14 protein-coding genes are annotated in these 15,929 nt (G+C 52.9%); 6 read left to right on the top strand and 8 right to left on the bottom strand.

Annotation, left to right across the window (positions count from 1 at the left end; all coding sequences use genetic code 11):
• Positions 1-4: 4 nt before the first annotated feature.
• Positions 5-2,428 carry a GGDEF domain-containing phosphodiesterase gene (locus ATY27_RS04980; RefSeq protein WP_208930906.1) on the top strand — a complete coding sequence of 808 codons (2,424 nt, stop codon included), beginning with the start codon at positions 5-7 and terminating at the stop codon, positions 2,426-2,428.
• A gap of 24 nt (positions 2,429-2,452) precedes the next feature.
• Here ATY27_RS04980 and ATY27_RS04975 read toward each other — a convergent pair whose 3' ends face one another.
• Both ATY27_RS04975 and ATY27_RS04970 read right to left on the bottom strand, forming a co-directional pair.
• Positions 2,453-4,237, bottom strand: a complete 1,785-nt coding sequence (locus tag ATY27_RS04975; protein ID WP_208930907.1) for a diguanylate cyclase — start codon at positions 4,235-4,237, stop codon at positions 2,453-2,455.
• 12 nt (positions 4,238-4,249) lie between these two features.
• A complete protein-coding gene (locus ATY27_RS04970) occupies positions 4,250-4,516 on the bottom strand; it encodes a hypothetical protein (RefSeq protein WP_208930908.1) in 267 nt (88 codons plus the stop codon).
• A gap of 244 nt (positions 4,517-4,760) precedes the next feature.
• Here ATY27_RS04970 and ATY27_RS04965 point away from each other — a divergent pair, with 244 nt between their 5' ends.
• Together ATY27_RS04965 and ATY27_RS04960 are read left to right on the top strand one after the other, a co-directional pair.
• Complete coding sequence (locus ATY27_RS04965; protein WP_208930909.1) at positions 4,761-5,543, top strand: SAM-dependent methyltransferase; 783 nt, start codon at positions 4,761-4,763, stop codon at positions 5,541-5,543.
• A complete protein-coding gene (locus tag ATY27_RS04960) occupies positions 5,543-6,052 on the top strand; it encodes a GNAT family N-acetyltransferase (protein ID WP_208930910.1) in 510 nt (169 codons plus the stop codon). Before ATY27_RS04965 ends, ATY27_RS04960 begins: the two co-directional genes overlap by 1 nt.
• Here the strand turns inward: ATY27_RS04960 and ATY27_RS04955 are convergent.
• From ATY27_RS04955 to ATY27_RS04935, 5 genes are all read right to left on the bottom strand, one after another.
• Positions 6,049-9,132: a transglycosylase domain-containing protein gene (locus tag ATY27_RS04955; protein WP_244151287.1), complete on the bottom strand. Its 3,084-nt coding sequence runs from the start codon at positions 9,130-9,132 to the stop codon at positions 6,049-6,051. The genes ATY27_RS04960 and ATY27_RS04955 overlap by 4 nt on opposite strands.
• Positions 9,133-9,218: 86 nt before the next feature.
• Positions 9,219-10,172, bottom strand: coding sequence for a hypothetical protein (locus ATY27_RS04950; RefSeq protein WP_208930911.1), 954 nt, complete (start codon positions 10,170-10,172; stop codon positions 9,219-9,221).
• Between the two features lie 78 nt (positions 10,173-10,250).
• Complete coding sequence (locus ATY27_RS04945) at positions 10,251-10,733, bottom strand: peptidylprolyl isomerase (protein ID WP_208930912.1); 483 nt, start codon at positions 10,731-10,733, stop codon at positions 10,251-10,253.
• Between the two features lie 75 nt (positions 10,734-10,808).
• The gene (locus ATY27_RS04940) at positions 10,809-11,156 is read right to left on the bottom strand and encodes a hypothetical protein (RefSeq protein WP_208930913.1); all 348 of its coding nucleotides are present in this window, start codon (positions 11,154-11,156) and stop codon (positions 10,809-10,811) included.
• 92 nt (positions 11,157-11,248) lie between these two features.
• Positions 11,249-12,145 carry a M90 family metallopeptidase gene (locus ATY27_RS04935; protein WP_208930914.1) on the bottom strand — a complete coding sequence of 299 codons (897 nt, stop codon included), beginning with the start codon at positions 12,143-12,145 and terminating at the stop codon, positions 11,249-11,251.
• 112 nt (positions 12,146-12,257) lie between these two features.
• On the opposite strand from ATY27_RS04935, the gene upp reads away from it, so the two are divergent.
• Positions 12,258-12,911 (top strand): uracil phosphoribosyltransferase, encoded by a 654-nt coding sequence (gene upp, locus ATY27_RS04930; protein ID WP_208930915.1) that lies wholly within the window; start codon positions 12,258-12,260, stop codon positions 12,909-12,911.
• Between the two features lie 25 nt (positions 12,912-12,936).
• On the opposite strand, the gene ATY27_RS04925 is transcribed toward upp, so the two are convergent.
• The gene (locus ATY27_RS04925) at positions 12,937-14,202 is read right to left on the bottom strand and encodes a DUF3422 domain-containing protein (RefSeq protein WP_208930916.1); all 1,266 of its coding nucleotides are present in this window, start codon (positions 14,200-14,202) and stop codon (positions 12,937-12,939) included.
• A 250-nt stretch (positions 14,203-14,452) separates the two neighbouring features.
• Here ATY27_RS04925 and ATY27_RS04920 point away from each other — a divergent pair, with 250 nt between their 5' ends.
• Entirely contained in the window at positions 14,453-15,298 is an 846-nt protein-coding gene (locus tag ATY27_RS04920; protein WP_208930917.1) for a sterol desaturase family protein, read from the top strand.
• A complete protein-coding gene (locus ATY27_RS04915; RefSeq protein ID WP_208930918.1) occupies positions 15,295-15,915 on the top strand; it encodes a LysE family translocator in 621 nt (206 codons plus the stop codon). Before ATY27_RS04920 ends, ATY27_RS04915 begins: the two co-directional genes overlap by 4 nt.
• The last annotated feature ends 14 nt before the right edge of the window (positions 15,916-15,929 follow it).

Genomic DNA, 15,929 nt, shown 5'->3' with positions numbered 1-15,929 from the left:
TCCTATGCGGCCATTTTTAAGTTTACCGTGGAAAATTCTCGCGCTGACGTTAAGTGCCTTGTTGTTGATGACCGTGGTACTGACCAGTTTTGCCATTGTGAAAATGGAACAGGATTTTCGGCTGCAACAGCAAAAACAACTGCAGTTGCGTCAGCAGCAGTTTGAACATTTGAATATGCTGCTGGAAAACCAGCTACGCAGCTGGCTGGAGTCCTTCACCGATATGGCAAATATCCGGGAGCAGGATGATTTTACCGAATTTGCCAAAGCCCTGTCCCGGCACTACGACACTATTGCGCTGCATCTGAATGTGGAGCATCAGTGGCTGTTCGATAAAGACGGTGTGCTGTTATATGCCTCCACACCCGAAGTCCCGGGCCGGGTGCGTCAGGCGGTTCAGCAGGTGCTGATGGAGCTACAGCCATTTAGTGAGATCGTCTGCGCCGAACACTGTTCGAAGTTGGTTCTGGTACCGGTGCAGAACCAACGCGGTGATGTTGCTGTTGCGGCGTTGTCGACTACTTTGCTCGATGTGTTGGCATCTCTGAAGCAGGGCGTAGGCTCAGAAGTGGCCATAGTGCGGATTGAAGGGGACCTGGAACGGCCTGCTCGTGAACTGCAGTTATTGAGCTTATCCAACGCCAGCCGGATGGCGTCGGTGTTTTCTGCATTACCGGCCGAGGCGACAGTACAACAGGCAATTGAAAAGGGGTTGCCGGTACTTATCGGCGCTGAGCATTATCTGATTAGTTTTCTGCCGTTAGTCGGTAACGGGCAGGGCTATTATCTGGCGTTGGTGGATGACACCAATAAATTTGCCCGGACCAAGGCGGAATATCAATATCAGATGGTGATTTTCGCTGGCGCCTGTTTCGCCTTTCTGGCCGTGCTGATTTATTTCAGCACACAGCGCCTGAGTCTGCGTCTGTTGAAAATGGCGCAACATTTGCCTCTGCTGGCGCAGCGTCAGTTCCGCGAATTCCGCGAACGCGGCCACAATACACCGCTGTTGTTTCAGGACGAATTGGATGTGCTGGATACCGCGGCCAATCAGCTCAGTTTGGAACTGGAGCAGTTACATCAGCAAATTGAACAAAACACCCGTGAGCTGGAAAATATTGCGATGTATGACCTGCTGACCGGGTTGCCAAATCGCAATATGTTATTGTTTCAGCTGAAAAAATATCTGGCAGCACTGGAGCGCCATCCGGGCCGCATCGCAGTGTTGTTCCTTGATTTGGATAATTTTAAGCTGGTCAATGATACGCAGGGCCATGCGGCCGGCGATCTGTTATTAGTGGAAGCGGCAAGCAGACTGCGTGCTTGTATCCGGCCCTCTGATTTGGCATCGCGCTTTGGCGGCGATGAATTTGTGCTGGTGCTGACCGATGTCAGTTCAGATCAGCATCCGGCCGAAGTGGCCAACCGTATTCTGCAGGCGTTTGAACAGCCGGTGGAGCTCAATGGTCAGCTATTTTATGTGTCCGGCAGTATTGGCATCGCAATGTCATCGGACCCGCAGTCCATTCCTGATGATCTGATTCGGCAGGCGGATATCGCCATGTACAACGCCAAAGAACAGGGCGGTGCGGCATTTACCGGTTACGACCAACAGATGTATCAGCGCCTGTCCAGTCGCATTCAGCTGGAAAGTGACATTAAAGAAGCGATCCGCCTGCAGCAGTTCTATCTGGTACTGCAGCCGCAAATCGAGTTGTCGACCGGTCGGTTAGTCGGCTTTGAAGCCTTATTACGCTGGTTACATCCGCAACGTGGCATTGTGACGCCGGATGAATTTATCGGCGTACTGGAAAACTCTCCACAAATGGTAGAACTCGGTTATTGGGTGTTCCGCCGCAGTTTTGAACTGGTGCTGCAGTTGATCAATCAGGGTTATCGCCATATCCGTATTTCGATAAACTTATCCGCCGGTCAATTTCTTGATCCGCTGTTGCCACAGGTGCTGCAGGGTCTATTAAATGAATTTGGTTTAGCAGCGAATCATTTTGAGCTGGAGCTGACGGAACGCACCCTGGTCAAAAACATCGATACCACTTTACAGATGATGCGCCAGTTAAAAGGCATGGGCTTTTGTTTTGCCATCGATGACTTTGGCACCGGTTATTCCAGCTTGAGTTATTTAAAACAAATGCCGGTCGACATTATCAAAATTGATAAGTCCTTTGTATTTGGCATGCTGGAAAACGATGCCGACTATCAAATTATCGTCTCCACTATTGCGATGGTGCAGAAACTGGAATTGACGGTGGTGGCCGAAGGCGTGGAAAACCGCGCCCAGCTGCAACTGCTGAAAAAGCATAAATGTGATATCGGGCAGGGCTATTATTTTGCCCGGCCGCTGAATGATGAACAGCTGCAGCAATTCCTGACTGAACAGGTGCCGGATGGCTTTTTGCGGCTGGCTTAATTGCGTGGTGACAGGCCCGGCGGCTTAGCGCAGCGGGCTGTGGATTAATGGACGTCCGGGGCTGGTCTGCATCTGGTCATAACTTTCGACCCGATTACGGCCATTGTATTTGGCCAGATAAAGCGCCTGATCGGCATGGCGCATCAGCTCGCTGGGCTGATAACCACTGATCTGGCTGTACGACACGCCAAAGCTGGCTGTCAGCTTCAGACCGGGCTGAATATGACTGCAATCGAGCTGTTCGATCGCATCGCGGCAGATCTCAGCCAGCATTAACACTTTGTCTGGTTGGCAATCCGGCAACACAATGGCAAATTCTTCACCGCCGATCCGGCCAAAAATATCGCCGCTGCGAATAAAGTGGTTACAAATCTGGACAGTGGCCTGCAGCGCTTTGTCGCCAATATCATGACCATGGTTGTCATTAATCAGCTTGAAAAAATCGAGGTCAAATACAATGACTCCCAACGATTTCTGCAGTTGTTTGCAGCGTTTGACCTGCTTTTGCAGCTGCAAATCAAAAAAGTGCCGGTTGCTGATGCCGGTCAGTCCGTCGTTTTCGGCGGCAAGTTTGTAATAACGATGGCGCCGTACCAACCGGTAGGTGACATAGACCAGTATCAGACTGGCGAGGCTCAGCAGACCAATATACAAACTGTCGCGTTGTGCCTGCTGGTTTTTCAGCTGATTTTCCAGCTCTACCACGCGAAATTCTTCTTTAATCAGCTGTAACTGCTGATTTTTTTTCAACAATTCACCTTTGGCCAGCTGGTAGGCCAGCAGCTGCGCAGAGCGGTCGTCCCGCATGGCGCGTTCGGCCTCTGAAAATTGTTTAGCAGCCTGATAGGCGTGTCGGAAATCGCCAAGCTGTGCAGTCAGTTCGGCTTTTAGTTGCAGTCCAGCCACCAAGGGAGTGCTGTAAGGCAGGTTTTTTGCCGCCTGTTCCAGCTCTTTGATCAGTTGCAACGCCACTTCAGCCTCACCGAGTTCGGCCTGTGCTTGCGCCATCAGCTGGTACAGACCGATTAATAACCGGTTGTAACCGGTCGCTTCGGCATCAGCCCGTTGTTGCTGTAAGCTTTTTAATGCTTGCTCCGGCTGCTGTTGTTTTAAGTAAAACCAGCCACGTTGCAGCGTGATCATATGCATGACCATTTTCTCGCCAGCTTGCCGGCAGAGTTCGGCTGCATTTTCTATCGTCGCGAGATCAACAGGACTGTGTAAAGCGACTTTATTCTGTAAATTGACCTGTCCGGCAATGCAAAGATCGCGTTGACTCATGACAGATGTATCCATGAGTGCAATGAACTCAATACTTTCCTGATATAAACCAGATTCTGAATAAATGGCTGCACCACTGAGCAAGCCCTGATTGCGCCATTTCATGTCATCAACATCTGCCGATAATAAAATGGCCTGACTCAGATTAGAAAATGCTTCGACAAACTGGCGTCTGACAATTTGCACGTTGGCCAGCGTATAAGCTGCTCTGAATCGTAACAATGGTGCATGCTTGGGTAACAGCAGGTCTTTTAACAGGATTTCTGCTTCCTGATGCTGACCGGAATAGGCCAGTTGGTAAGCAGTCAGAAAGTCGAGATAACTGCGCTGGCCGGGCGACATCTCGCCTTTAGCCAGCGTCAGTTGACTCAGTAAAGTTGAAAATTGCTGTGGTGATGAACTGCGTTGTTCGTCGGCTTCACTTAACATCAGATCAATGCGGCCAGACGGGCTGTCAGCCTGAGCAAATGCCAGCCCTGAATCCAACAGGAGGAACAGGTAAGTCAGCCGTAGCAGGATCTTCAACACAAATGCAGACCTTTAATGCCGACGGATTTTTGCATCGTCTTCCGGCTCATCTTCATCGTCCGGCTGATCTGGTGAATCAGGCGCCACGATGACAAAACAGCCCCGGCCCGGAGCGCCAGCTAACTGGACAAGGCCAGAGAGGTCGGCGTTTTTGATGGTTTCGGTTAAAGCTGCCGGTAACTGATGGGCATCGGCCAAACGGTCAATATTGTTATCGCGTTCAGCTTGCGGCGCGGTACTGACCGCAAGTTGCGTTAACATTTGGACTAACTCTGACATAGCATCTTCCTTTTTTGACAAAATGAACACAGAGATAAACCACTCATCGCTTGGAGTGGGGACCGGCCGTTGAAAACATCCTTGCCGGCCCTTCAGTAAAACAGGTTATGCCGATACTGAAAAGGTTTATTGCTCAAATAACGACGGAATTTTGGTCTCGGTTGTCACGCAGTTCAGCATACTTGCTCTGCGATATAAAGCTATGTTAATCATCAGGTTTTAAATGCTTCAGGCTGGATGGCATATGACACAGGGCAGGATTGTGATTGTCGGGACCGGTATCATGCTGGGCGCTCATCTGACGCCAGTGGCAAAAAGCCATATACAGGCGGCGGATGTGGTATTTGCAGCGGTTACTGATGGCATCAGTGAGCAGTGGCTGCAGACATTGAATGCTGATGTGCGCAGTTTTGCGCCTTTATACGCTCTGGGGAAATCCCGGCATGAAACGTATCAGCAAATGATCGATTTGATGATGACCGAGGTGCGGGCCGGCAAGTTTGTCGTTGGCGCTTTTTATGGTCATCCCGGCGTTTTTGCCTTTGCGCCGCATAAAGTCATCGAACTGGCGCGGCTGGAAGGCTATGAAGCGCAGATGCTGGCGGGTATCAGCGCGGCGGATTGCCTGCATGCAGATTTGGGCATAGATCCGGGCCGGGTCGGTTGTCAGTACTATGAGGCCAGCCAGTTTATGTTCTATCAGCGGCTGATTGATCCCAGTGCTTATTTAGTGCTGTGGCAAATCTCGCTGGCTGGCGATCGCTCTATTGCCCGTTTTGACACTGGTGCGGATGAATTACAGTTGCTGGTGGAGTTGCTCGCCGCTGATTATCCGGCCGATCATCAGGTGGTGATTTACGAAGCGGCCAGTATGCCATTTGAAACCCCCAGAATGGATTGGCTGGCACTGGCGGAATTGCCCAAAGCACGGCTGACACTGAAATCTACCTTAGTGTTGCCACCGGCCAGGGCGTTGCAAAAAAATGTGCAATTGCTGGCACGGCTTAAAGCCTTGCAGGACAGCTGATGCTGCGGCCGGAGCATTTTGCGTTCCAAACCGTTCTTTGCACGGTGCGACCACTGTCCGACGCAGATTTGCCCGGCCTTACCGGACTCTACACGGATCCACGTACCCAGCAGTTTGTCGGCCAGCTGTTAACTGAAGCTACCGCCATCAGCAGATTGCAGGCTTGCCTGCGGTCAAATCAGCGGTTACCGCTGCAGCAAGTCTATCTGACGGTGGAAAATCAACGACAACAACTGGCGGGAATGGCAGCAGGTTTTGCGATACAGCCCGACAGCTCATGGCTGGAACTGGGCATCATGTTATTGCCGGGTCTGCAGGCGCCAGGCCTTGCCAAAGCGGCGTATGCCGGCTTGATCCGACAGGCTCTGGGCCTCGGTTTTGTGCAGGTGCAGGCCAGTATGCAACCACAAAATCTGGCCGCTTTACGGCTGGTCCGCCAATGCGGCATGCAGCTTCTGACTGCAGGGCCTGCTGAAGTGCGTTATCAGATCTGTCGTGCTGAAAGTTAACGGGACAGCGGCTGACACATTGGGCTGGTTTTCACCACATAAGGCCGCAAAATCGGTGCCATGCCCTTCAGTACCTGCAGCGGCAGGGCTGAGGTAAAGCTGAAATCGTCAGCACCTTTACCGGGGACAAACGCAGTCAGCGTGCCGAAATAACTGTCACCGAGGTAAAACACAAAAGTCGCCGTGCGGCTGGTCGCCGTCGACGCCACTGTTTTGCCGCGGATCACTTGCGTTGCAACGCGGTTGTCGCCGGTGCCGGTTTTGCCGCCGACCTGGAACAGCGAGCCATCAGCTTTAACAAAACTGCCGTTTAACCGTCGGGCTGTGCCTTCAGCGACCACCTGACCCAGCGCTTTTTTCAGTGCCCGCGCCACTTCCGGACGCATCACCCGTTCGCCGGCGCTGGCATTAAAACCAAGCTGCACTTCATAAGGCGTATGGGCAGCAAAATGCAGACTGTCGATCCGGATGGTCGGCAAGCGTATTCCATCGTTCTGAATTATCCCCATCAGTTCTGCCAGTGCGGCCGGGCGGTCACCGGAACTGCCAAGTGCCGTGCCCAGACTTGGCACCAGGTGATCAAACGGATATCCAAGTTTGGCCCAGCGCTGATGGATGTCGGTAAAGGCTTCCACTTCCAACATGATACGGATCCGCGCATCACGCGCTTTGCGGTTTGGCGTTTTGAACAACCAACGATAAACCTGTTGGCGTTGCTCGGCACTGGCCTCGATCACTTCTTTCATTGTGGCTTGCGGATGGGTGTTCAGATAATTCAGTACCCACAGTTCCAGCGGGTGCGCGCCGGCGATATAACCCTGATCCGGCAGACTGAATTTACCTGGGCCATATTGGGCATACATGTCCTGCAGCTTTTTATTGGTCAGCGTGGCTGCATCGGGCAATTTAGTGCGTAAAAATGCGGCAAAGTCGGTAAAACTGGCATCCGGCAGTAAATACCGATGCACCGCAGCGAGGCGATCCGGCGTTTGTTTCAGACCATCAAAAAAGGTTTCCAGCCGTTGTTCCATCGGTTTTTGCTGGTACTTGCGGAAGAAACGGCGTAAGAACTCGCTGCCTTCTTTGTCGACGAACTTCCGCAGATATTCTTCCCGTTTCGGGTCGTTGTCGGCGCGCAATAACAATGACGTACTGCCTTGTGTCTGATAACTGCTGGCATAACTGACGATGTCACGTAATAACCGCACAAAAGGCAGGTTATGCGATTGCTGCAGCGACTGGCGGATCGTCGGCACTTTGCCATCTTCGTCTTTATTGAAGTTGTTAAACACCTGCAGACCACCGCCGGTAAAGAAGCGTTCCGCTGGTGACGCTGAATAAGTGCGCTCCAGCGACGCTTCTAACATGGCAGGCAAACTGCGATCGACAGTAGTTGCCATGTAATTAGCAGCCCAGCGTGTAATATGGTCGTTCGGTGCAATGTCCATCGTCAGCAGGCTGTCCGGCAACTCATCAACAAACGCCTGATGCAGCTCGGCGATAATTTCCAGATAGCTGGACAACACCCGCAATTTGGCGGTGGAGCCAAGCTCCAGTTTACTGTGTTCGTTTAAATCAAACGGTTGATCGGTACTGTCAGTCTGTACCCGGACCCGGTTAGCGTCTGCAGTCTTTTCAAACAGGGTAAAGCTGTACAGCACATCAGCGGTGCGCGTTGGCGCCAGCAAGCGTTCGCCAATCAGACCGTGTTGCGCCGCAGTATTTGGATTGGCCAGACTCTTCAGGTAAGCACTGACTTTTTGCTGTACATCACCATGCAATGTGCTGTGGGCGTTTAAATCGAGCCGGTCTAAATCGTACATAGACTGATTTAGCAGGTTGCCCAGCCGCAGTCTGGCTGCATTAATACCTTTGCGACTGTCGGCTTCGTCTTTGGCTTTATTCGGTTGCAGCCGGACAAACGTCAGGCGCTCATTTAACGCTTTGTCGCGTAAACCAGCATCGATGATGCCGGCGCGTGCCAGCAAGCGAATATGGCTGTCGGTCAGCTCTTCCAAATCGGCATGGCCCTGCAACAGATAATAAGAGGGCCGGCGCTGTGCGATCATCAGTGACAGCATCTGGCGGAAATAGCGTGCCCGTTCCGCGGCGCTGTCTGCTTGTTCGGGCTGGCTCAGCAACAGGTTAGCGCGTTCAAAGTCGGTGCCAAACCAGGCATACAACGCATCACCAACACCATGCACTTCACCATGACCAGGTGCGGATGACAGCGGCACAGTGTTGAGGTAATCCTGCACAATGCGCGTGCGGACGGCCTGGGTATTCGGACCATGCTGATAGGCGCGGATAGTGCCGGAAATAATCTGAATGGCTTTGTCTTCGAAGTTTTGCGTCAGCCCCATCGGCGAGTGGCGGAATTTTTCGATCTGAGTGGCGAGCGTAGAGCCACCGGCCGACTGTCCGCCAATCGCCAGAACTTTCCCGACCTGACTGACGGCGGCCATGACAAAACGCGGCCAGTCCATCACCGGGTTGGCGTGCGGCGGAATAGTCAGCAGATTGCGGTTTTCAATAAACAACAGGCTATGCGCGACCAACAATGGGATTTGTTGCGGCTGGCGATAAACCCGCTGCGGGTAGTTAAAATCGAAGATGGTCTCGTTGCGGCAATCTGCCAGAAACAAACCGCTTTGGACTTTCTCCCGATACGGCGGGAAAAAGCCCTGGGCCGCGAAACTTTGCATCGCCGGGGAAAATTCAGCCTGGGCCCTTACCACAAAACCGCGCTCGGTCAGGCGGGGCAACAGCGTCGGTAATTTGGTGTAACCGTGGCGCTCATCAAACGGGCCGGCCGTTGGGTATATAACCTGCGTGGTCGGGCCGCTTTGCAGCTGCCAGGTCAGTGTTTTGGCGTATTCGCTGATCGGTTTGGCGCTATACCAGGCCGTACGCATCTCAAAAGCGGCCAACACGGCAAGGGCAGCCAGTAATAAGAGTAACAGCACCGGAATTAACGAGCGGCGTTGTATCGTCACTTCTGGTTCGGCAGTTGACACTCCAGCTGGTTGTTCCCGGTAATTATCAAACTGAATGTTTTCTAAAGGAAGTTGCGGTGACAACGGCTGGATCCATGTGCTGAACTGAAAAAACAGCCGCAGATTTTAGCCTGAAGCGCGTTTGATTGCAGCTTATATTTAACCTTTCCTCAGCGGCTCTGTTCCGGCGGATATGGCGGCAGGTTGTCGCCAAACCAGAATTGCAGATTTTGCCGTAACGCCTTGTCTTGCCTGATGTTGTCGATAATAGCGTTGACCCGCAGCACCGCGAGCTGCCCCCAGTTACTGTCAGGGCAGCTGACGGCGCCGGCCAGCCAGTCTTCGAAACCGGCGATGGGCAGGAACACCAACGGCTGGGCGGAGTGGCGGTCGTAGTATTGCAGGCTGCTGATGTAATCAATTGTCGCATCAAGCTGATGCTGGCTGAGCATTTGTAAATGCAGCATGGTGGCATCTTTCCCGGTATCGAGACTGATGTGGTAAGGGCTGTGGATCCGGTGTTCATCCAGCAAAGGTTGCAATTTGCCATAACGGCGCTGCGACGGAAAACCAAACCGCAATTCACTGGCCAGTAATTTCTGCAGATTAACCGGTACGCCAAATCGTTGACGAATCGTTTCGGCCAGATCTGGCCGGGTAATGATGCCATGCGGCCGGTAATAATGGGTTGGCTTGCTGAACAAACGGCCTTTGGGATCCTGTGGTGCAGGCACATATAAGGCACAGGGGTAACACAGATGTTCTTTGGCATCCATGCGCTGACGAATGCGGGATTGCGGTTCGATCAGTGTCTGGTGCCGGACATCGGGCAGGTAGACCTGTAAACGCTGGACCAAAACATCACAAAAACCCTGGCCCTGGTCTGGTCCTTCCAGAATATGAAATGGTGCTTCCGGATTAGTCCCCCACAGCATACGGAACTGGCGGGCACTGCTTTGCTGGATCAGCAGCAATTGCTGTTCTGGCTGTAATGCCGGCAATTGGGGGGCGCTTTGTTGTGCTGCTGGTTGCGGCGCAGTGACTGGGCCGGCAGCACTCAGCCGATACAAATTCAGCCCGAACAGCACCAGTGTCACCACAATTAATGAGAATAGAATTTTCATAAAGCAGGCAGGCTAAGCAGGCGTTTTCTAAGCCTAGCATAGTGGCTGCATAATCAGCCACTTGCCATTTTTTTGAGCTTAGTGATGGTGGTGACCACCAACGCCATGCGCATGTCCGTGTGCGACTTCTTCGGCGGAAGCGGCGCGGACCGAGACCACTTTTAATTCAAACGTCAGTGTTTTGCCGGCCAGTGGATGATTCACATCGACTTCCGCTTTAAACATGCCCATTTTCACAATCTTGACCTGACGCGGGCCATGTTCGGTTTCGATGACGGCGGTCATGCCTGGCGCCCATTTTTTTGCGCCTTTTAAATGTTTGACCTGGACACTCTGAATGGCATTTTCGTCACGCTCGCCGTAGGCATCTTTTGGTGCGACGACCAGCGTTAACTCGTCGCCGGCGGCTTTGCCGGCCAGAGCCTGTTCAATCGCGGGCAGCATATTCTGATGGCCGTGCAGATATAACATTGGTTCGCCATTGGCGGAGTCTTCAATCAGATCCTGCGCCTCTGACACACGGTAATGCAATTGGACAACACTGTCCTGAGTAATGATCATGGTTAATTTCCTGCTTGTCTGTTTCGCGAATGAAAGGCGGCGATTATACCAAGTTCGCCGCCCGGCGAAACCCGCTTAATGATCACAGTCATGATGATGGGCGTGGCCGTGGCGCCGTTTATGGCGTTTCGGTTTGTGCCAGTGCCGTTGTTCCTGATATTCCCGCACTTCGACAAATCGCACGGACTGGTGACAGGCACCATAATGATGGCAGTAGCGGCCCCAATCGCGCTGATGCGCATAAGGCGCTTCAATCACTACTATGCGGTCATAACGTGGATACGGATCTGCGACCCGTACATGACCATGCACGCCTGGCAGCACCTGGCCATACAAATTAACTTCAACATTTGCGGCTTGGGCAGGAGTCATCAGGCTTATCGCACTGAACAGGCCTGCCAGCATACCCATAAATTTGCACATAACGCCTCCAAAGTGACATCAGCAGTTGCTGATATAGCCACTATGGCGGGTTCATCTGAATTGATTCTGAATAGCCGGGCACCGGCTCGCGGTCAGTATTTCAAATGTTGGGCAGCTCTGGCCGGCAGTTCAGCTTGCTGCAGCGGCCAGCTTTGTGGGTCGAGCTGAAAAAATTGCTGCATCAGCTGATACAGCCTGGGCTGGCATGCGGCCAGATAGGCCGGCATTTCAAAAAATAATTCGCTGAGTACGGCAAAAAACTCGGCCGGATTGGTGGCGGCATAAGGGTCAATCCACGGCGCGATACCTTGCTGCAGATCCTGTTGCAAGCGGTTAAAAGCTGCTTGCATTTGTATGCTCCAGTCTTGCTGCAGCTGGGCTGTTGGCAGCGGCGGGAAGCCGTTGACACTGCCGGTTTGCTGATCTAGCTGATGGGCAAATTCATGCACCACCAGATTGCGGCCATCATCAGCAACAGCTGCGCCCGCCAGCGTATGGCGCCAGGACAAAATCACCTGGCCCTGTTGCCAGGATTCGCCTTCGCGCCACTGCATGTTGTTATGCACCACGCCAGCGACATCGGGTCTATCTTGCTTTACCGCAAATGCATCCGGGTAGACCAGTACCTGACGCAGCCCCGGATAATCATTGACCGGCAGTTTTAACGTCAGCAAACTCGCTTGTGCCGCAATCATTACCCGCATCGGATCGGTCACGGTCAGACCATCGCAACCAACAAATTCCACTTCGGCGATAAAACGCTGAATTTGCCGGCGCAGCTCCTGCTGTAAATCGGCTGGCAAAGCCCGGTACAACGGCCAGCGCTGTTGCAACAATTTACGCCATGCCCGCGGGAAAGGGCGCTGGCGTAAGAGCTGACGCCTGTGTTTACGTCGCCACGCCGGATACAAGATCGCTGCGATCGCCAGTATCGTGATCAGCAGCAGTGAAAGTGACTGACTGTTGTTTTGTAAAAATTCCGCTAGCATAGGGGTTTAGCAGTTCCTGGTTGTTTTCCTACAGATGGGCGTGCCGCCTGACTATTTCAAGTTCAGCGGTGATAAACCTGTCAGACAGCGCAGTTTTTTTGGAGTATTTTTTATGCATCTTTTTGAGTTAAATCAGCAGCTTTCCGTTGCACAAAGCCTGCTGGCACAATTGCGTGATCCGGATATCCAGCAAGATCGCTGGCGTTTTCGCCATAACCTGCAACGCCTTGGCATGTTGTTGGCGTATGAGTTGTCAAAAACGCTGCAATATCAAGGCTTTCCGCTGCATACGTCGCTTGGAGTGGCCAAAGCCGCCGATCTGGACCAGCAACCTTTATTAATCTGTGTGATGCGCGCCGGTCTGCCATTTTATCAGGGCTTTTCTGATATTTTTGATCAGGCCGACAGCGGTTTTATCGGTGCCTACCGTCAGGCTGAACAGGCCGGTATGGATCAGGATATTTTCCTTGGTTATAGCGCCAATCCGGCAATTGATGGCCGGGATTTAGTGTTGATTGACCCGATGCTGGCGACCGGTTCATCGCTGCTGAAAGTCTGGCGTTTGCTGCAACAAAGCGGCACACCACGCAGCCTGCATATCGCCGCTGCCATCGCGGCACCGGAAGGACTGGCATTGCTGCAACGTGAACTGGACAGCAATGCCCATTTCTGGATTGGCGCAGTTGATGAGCGCCTGAACGAGCAGGCCTACATAGTGCCGGGGCTGGGTGATGCCGGCGACTTATGTTTTGGTAACAAAGGCTGAATTTGCTTATTGCTTCATCATCAGCTCAGCCAGAACTGCTGAGCTGATGATGGCGGTGTAGCCGGTACAGTAAAAAACTGACACCAAGCACCACCAGCGGCAGGCTCAGGCTGCGGCAACTTTCCAGCGGCAACGCCGGCCACCAAAAATGCAGTGACTCCAGCGTTTTATCGACCAGCGCTATCGCGTAATAGCTGATTGCCACCACCGACACCCGTTCAACGGCGCGTTGCAGACTGAGCTGTAGCCTGACTCTTTTCTCCATCGACGCCAGCAGATCAGTATTTTGCCGCTCCAGTTGCAGATTGATCCGGGTGCGCAGCAGCTCAGTGGAACGCCCCAGGCGGTTGGACAAACTGCGTTGCCGGCTTTGCACCGATTGCGCTGTGCGAAAGGCCGGTGTCAGCCGTCGCTCGGAAAAATCCTGCAACGTCATCATGCCGTCAACTTGTTGTTCCCTGAGCGCTTTTAACCGGTCCAGCGTCAGCTGATAATAGGCCGCACTGGCGTCGAGCCGGGCACTGTTATTGGCGATCAGATGCTCAGTATGTGCCGATAACTGACTGATCTCGCGCAGCAATTGTTCGTCCGAGCCTTGCTGTTGTTCAATGCGCTGGGTGATATCCGACAGCTGTTGTTCCAGTAAATGCAGCTGACTCAGCGTCTGGCGGCTGATTGGCCAGCCGAGCAGGCTCAGTTTACGATAATTGCCAAGGTCAAATAATTGCTGCACCAGCCGCGCCAGTGCTGATGGCGACAGGCCGTGATCGAGCAGTAACATGCGACCGGCGCCTTCCGGATGTTTGCGAAAATCAGTCCAGACCCGTGCTTTGCCATCGGCCAGCAGGCTCGACATACAATGTTCGGCAGCGAACAAGTTACTTGCCGTCTGTTGCTCTGCGCCGGTCAGAATTTGCAACTGCACCACGCGAAATAACTGACCTGGCAGCGGATTAAACCAGTCCAGGCTTGGCAGGAAACTAAGCGGATCTTCAAAACCGCTGGATTGACCCGGTTTAATAAAACTGTAAGTAGAGAATTCGGAATGCCGTTCCCAGCGCAGCATCACGTTGCCTAAATCCAGATTTAAATCGACATCGCCGTCCAGCAGTGCCACACCATATTGATGGGCTAGCTGTTGCAGGTGTTGGAATTCATGGCTGCGTGAAGCCGGCGACAGGGTCAGCATCCAGTGGCAGATGCGGCAGGGCGCCTGTAGCGCCGGGAAAAAGCGTTGTTGTAATTCTTTTTCCAGTAAATCGCGTTGCGGATGATTTTTCAGGTCCAGCATAAGTCCTCCTCAGCGGATGCATCAGTCTGACCTGCTTCTGTGTCAGCCTGACGACACCCTGTACTGCAGCAAGGGGCGTTCCAGAAAGATAGTTTTTTATCGTATTGATTTTTAACATTAAAGATTTGCCTGCTTGAATGAGCATCCGCTGCCGGTACCAGTCTGGTGCAGCAACAGCCAAAAAAGGTGCAGGAGGCAAAAGCGTCATGTTAGAGTAAAAACTTCGGTTTTTAGCTGCAGTGTGGTGTGCATGGTTCCGGTAGAAGTGATCCTGATTTTGTTAAGCCCGGTGTTTTTCCTGTTTATCGGCTATGAGTGGTATCACAGTGCCCGCCGCAAGCTGGCGATTTATCAGTGGCGCGATTCACTGGCGAATATGGTCCTGGCCGCGATGCATCAGGCTGGTGATGCGCTGTCCTTATTGCTGCTGTTACCACTGTTTTATTGGTTACATCAATTTGCCTGGTTGGATTTGCCATTTACGGCTTTGAATTTATTGCTGTTATTTGTGCTGCAGGATTTTCTGTATTATTGGTTTCACCGCGCCTCACACCGGGTACGCTGGCTCTGGGCGTCGCATGTGGCGCATCACAGCTCGCGGCTGATGAATTTCAGCACGGCGTTTCGTCAAAGTCTGACCTATCCGTTATCCGGGATGTGGCTATTCTGGCTGCCATTGGTGTTGCTGGGGTTTGATCCAAAACTGGTGCTGGCGGTGGTTGCGATTAATCTGGGTTTTCAGTTTTTTGTACACACGCGCTGGGGCAAGCATTGGGGCTGGCTTGGTTATGTGCTGAACACGCCAGCCTGGCACCGCGTTCATCATGCCTGCAACGACGAGTATATCGACAAGAATTTCGCCGGCGTGCTGGTGATTTGGGATCGTTTGTTTGGCAGCTTCGAGCCGGAACACGCCGCGATCCCTTGTCGTTTTGGTATCACCGAAGATTTTGAATCCGTTAACCCACTGACGATCACTTTCCACGAATGGCGGCGTATGCTGAGCGCTGCCCGCGATGCCAAAGGCGTGCGCGCTAAAATTCAGGTGTTGTTTGGGCCACCACGGCCAGACCCGCAACAGGAGTCTTTATCTTGATCAATCTGAGCCTGATGGGCTTGTTTATTCCGACTTTTTTATTTGTCTCCATCACGCCGGGCCTGTGTATGACACTGGCACTAACGGTCGGCATCAGCCAGGGCGTGCGCCGGGCCTTATGGATGATGGTCGGAGAACTGCTTGGCGTCGCACTGGTGGCCATGGCGGCAGTGCTTGGCGTCTCGGCGTTGTTGCTGGGCATGCCGGGCTTATTGACCGCATTTAAATGGCTGGGCGGTGCTTACCTCGGCTATCTGGCGCTGCAGATGTGGCAAAGCAAAGGCAAACTGGCGATCCCGGAGCCTGGGCAGGCGCAGCAAAGTTCACGCCGTGAATTGTTTATGCAGGGTTTTATTACCGCAGTGTCCAACCCCAAAGGCTGGGCTTTTCATATGGCGCTGTTGCCGCCATTTATCGACGCCAGTCTGCCGTTCTGGCCGCAACTGACTGTCCTGCTGGCGATTATCCTGCTATTGGAGTTTGCCTCATTGTTGTTATATGCCAGCGGTGGTAAAGCGCTGCGGGTGCTGTTTATGCAAGAAGGCAACGCCCGGCTGATGAATCGTATCGCCGCGGCGCTGATGTTTGGCGTCGGTGTCTGGCTGGTGTTGTCTTAATGTGCGCTGCGGTG

Source organism: Rheinheimera sp. F8 (assembly GCF_001518915.1).
The sequence above is the reverse complement of the archived record's forward strand: the minus strand, read 5'-3'. Positions and strand labels throughout refer to the sequence as shown.

Bases quoted from the DNA above. Each gene is read 5' to 3' on its own strand.
- ATY27_RS04980 (WP_208930906.1), top strand. From the start codon at position 5: ATGCGGCCATTTTTAAGTTTACCGTGGAAAATTCTCGCGCTGACGTTA.
- ATY27_RS04970 (WP_208930908.1), bottom strand. From the start codon at position 4,516: ATGTCAGAGTTAGTCCAAATGTTAACGCAACTTGCGGTCAGTACCGCG.
- ATY27_RS04965 (WP_208930909.1), top strand. From the start codon at position 4,761: ATGACACAGGGCAGGATTGTGATTGTCGGGACCGGTATCATGCTGGGC.
- ATY27_RS04960 (WP_208930910.1), top strand. From the start codon at position 5,543: ATGCTGCGGCCGGAGCATTTTGCGTTCCAAACCGTTCTTTGCACGGTG.
- ATY27_RS04950 (WP_208930911.1), bottom strand. From the start codon at position 10,172: ATGAAAATTCTATTCTCATTAATTGTGGTGACACTGGTGCTGTTCGGG.
- ATY27_RS04945 (WP_208930912.1), bottom strand. From the start codon at position 10,733: ATGATCATTACTCAGGACAGTGTTGTCCAATTGCATTACCGTGTGTCA.
- ATY27_RS04940 (WP_208930913.1), bottom strand. From the start codon at position 11,156: ATGTGCAAATTTATGGGTATGCTGGCAGGCCTGTTCAGTGCGATAAGC.
- ATY27_RS04935 (WP_208930914.1), bottom strand. From the start codon at position 12,145: ATGCTAGCGGAATTTTTACAAAACAACAGTCAGTCACTTTCACTGCTG.
- upp (WP_208930915.1), top strand. From the start codon at position 12,258: ATGCATCTTTTTGAGTTAAATCAGCAGCTTTCCGTTGCACAAAGCCTG.
- ATY27_RS04925 (WP_208930916.1), bottom strand. From the start codon at position 14,202: ATGCTGGACCTGAAAAATCATCCGCAACGCGATTTACTGGAAAAAGAA.
- ATY27_RS04920 (WP_208930917.1), top strand. From the start codon at position 14,453: ATGGTTCCGGTAGAAGTGATCCTGATTTTGTTAAGCCCGGTGTTTTTC.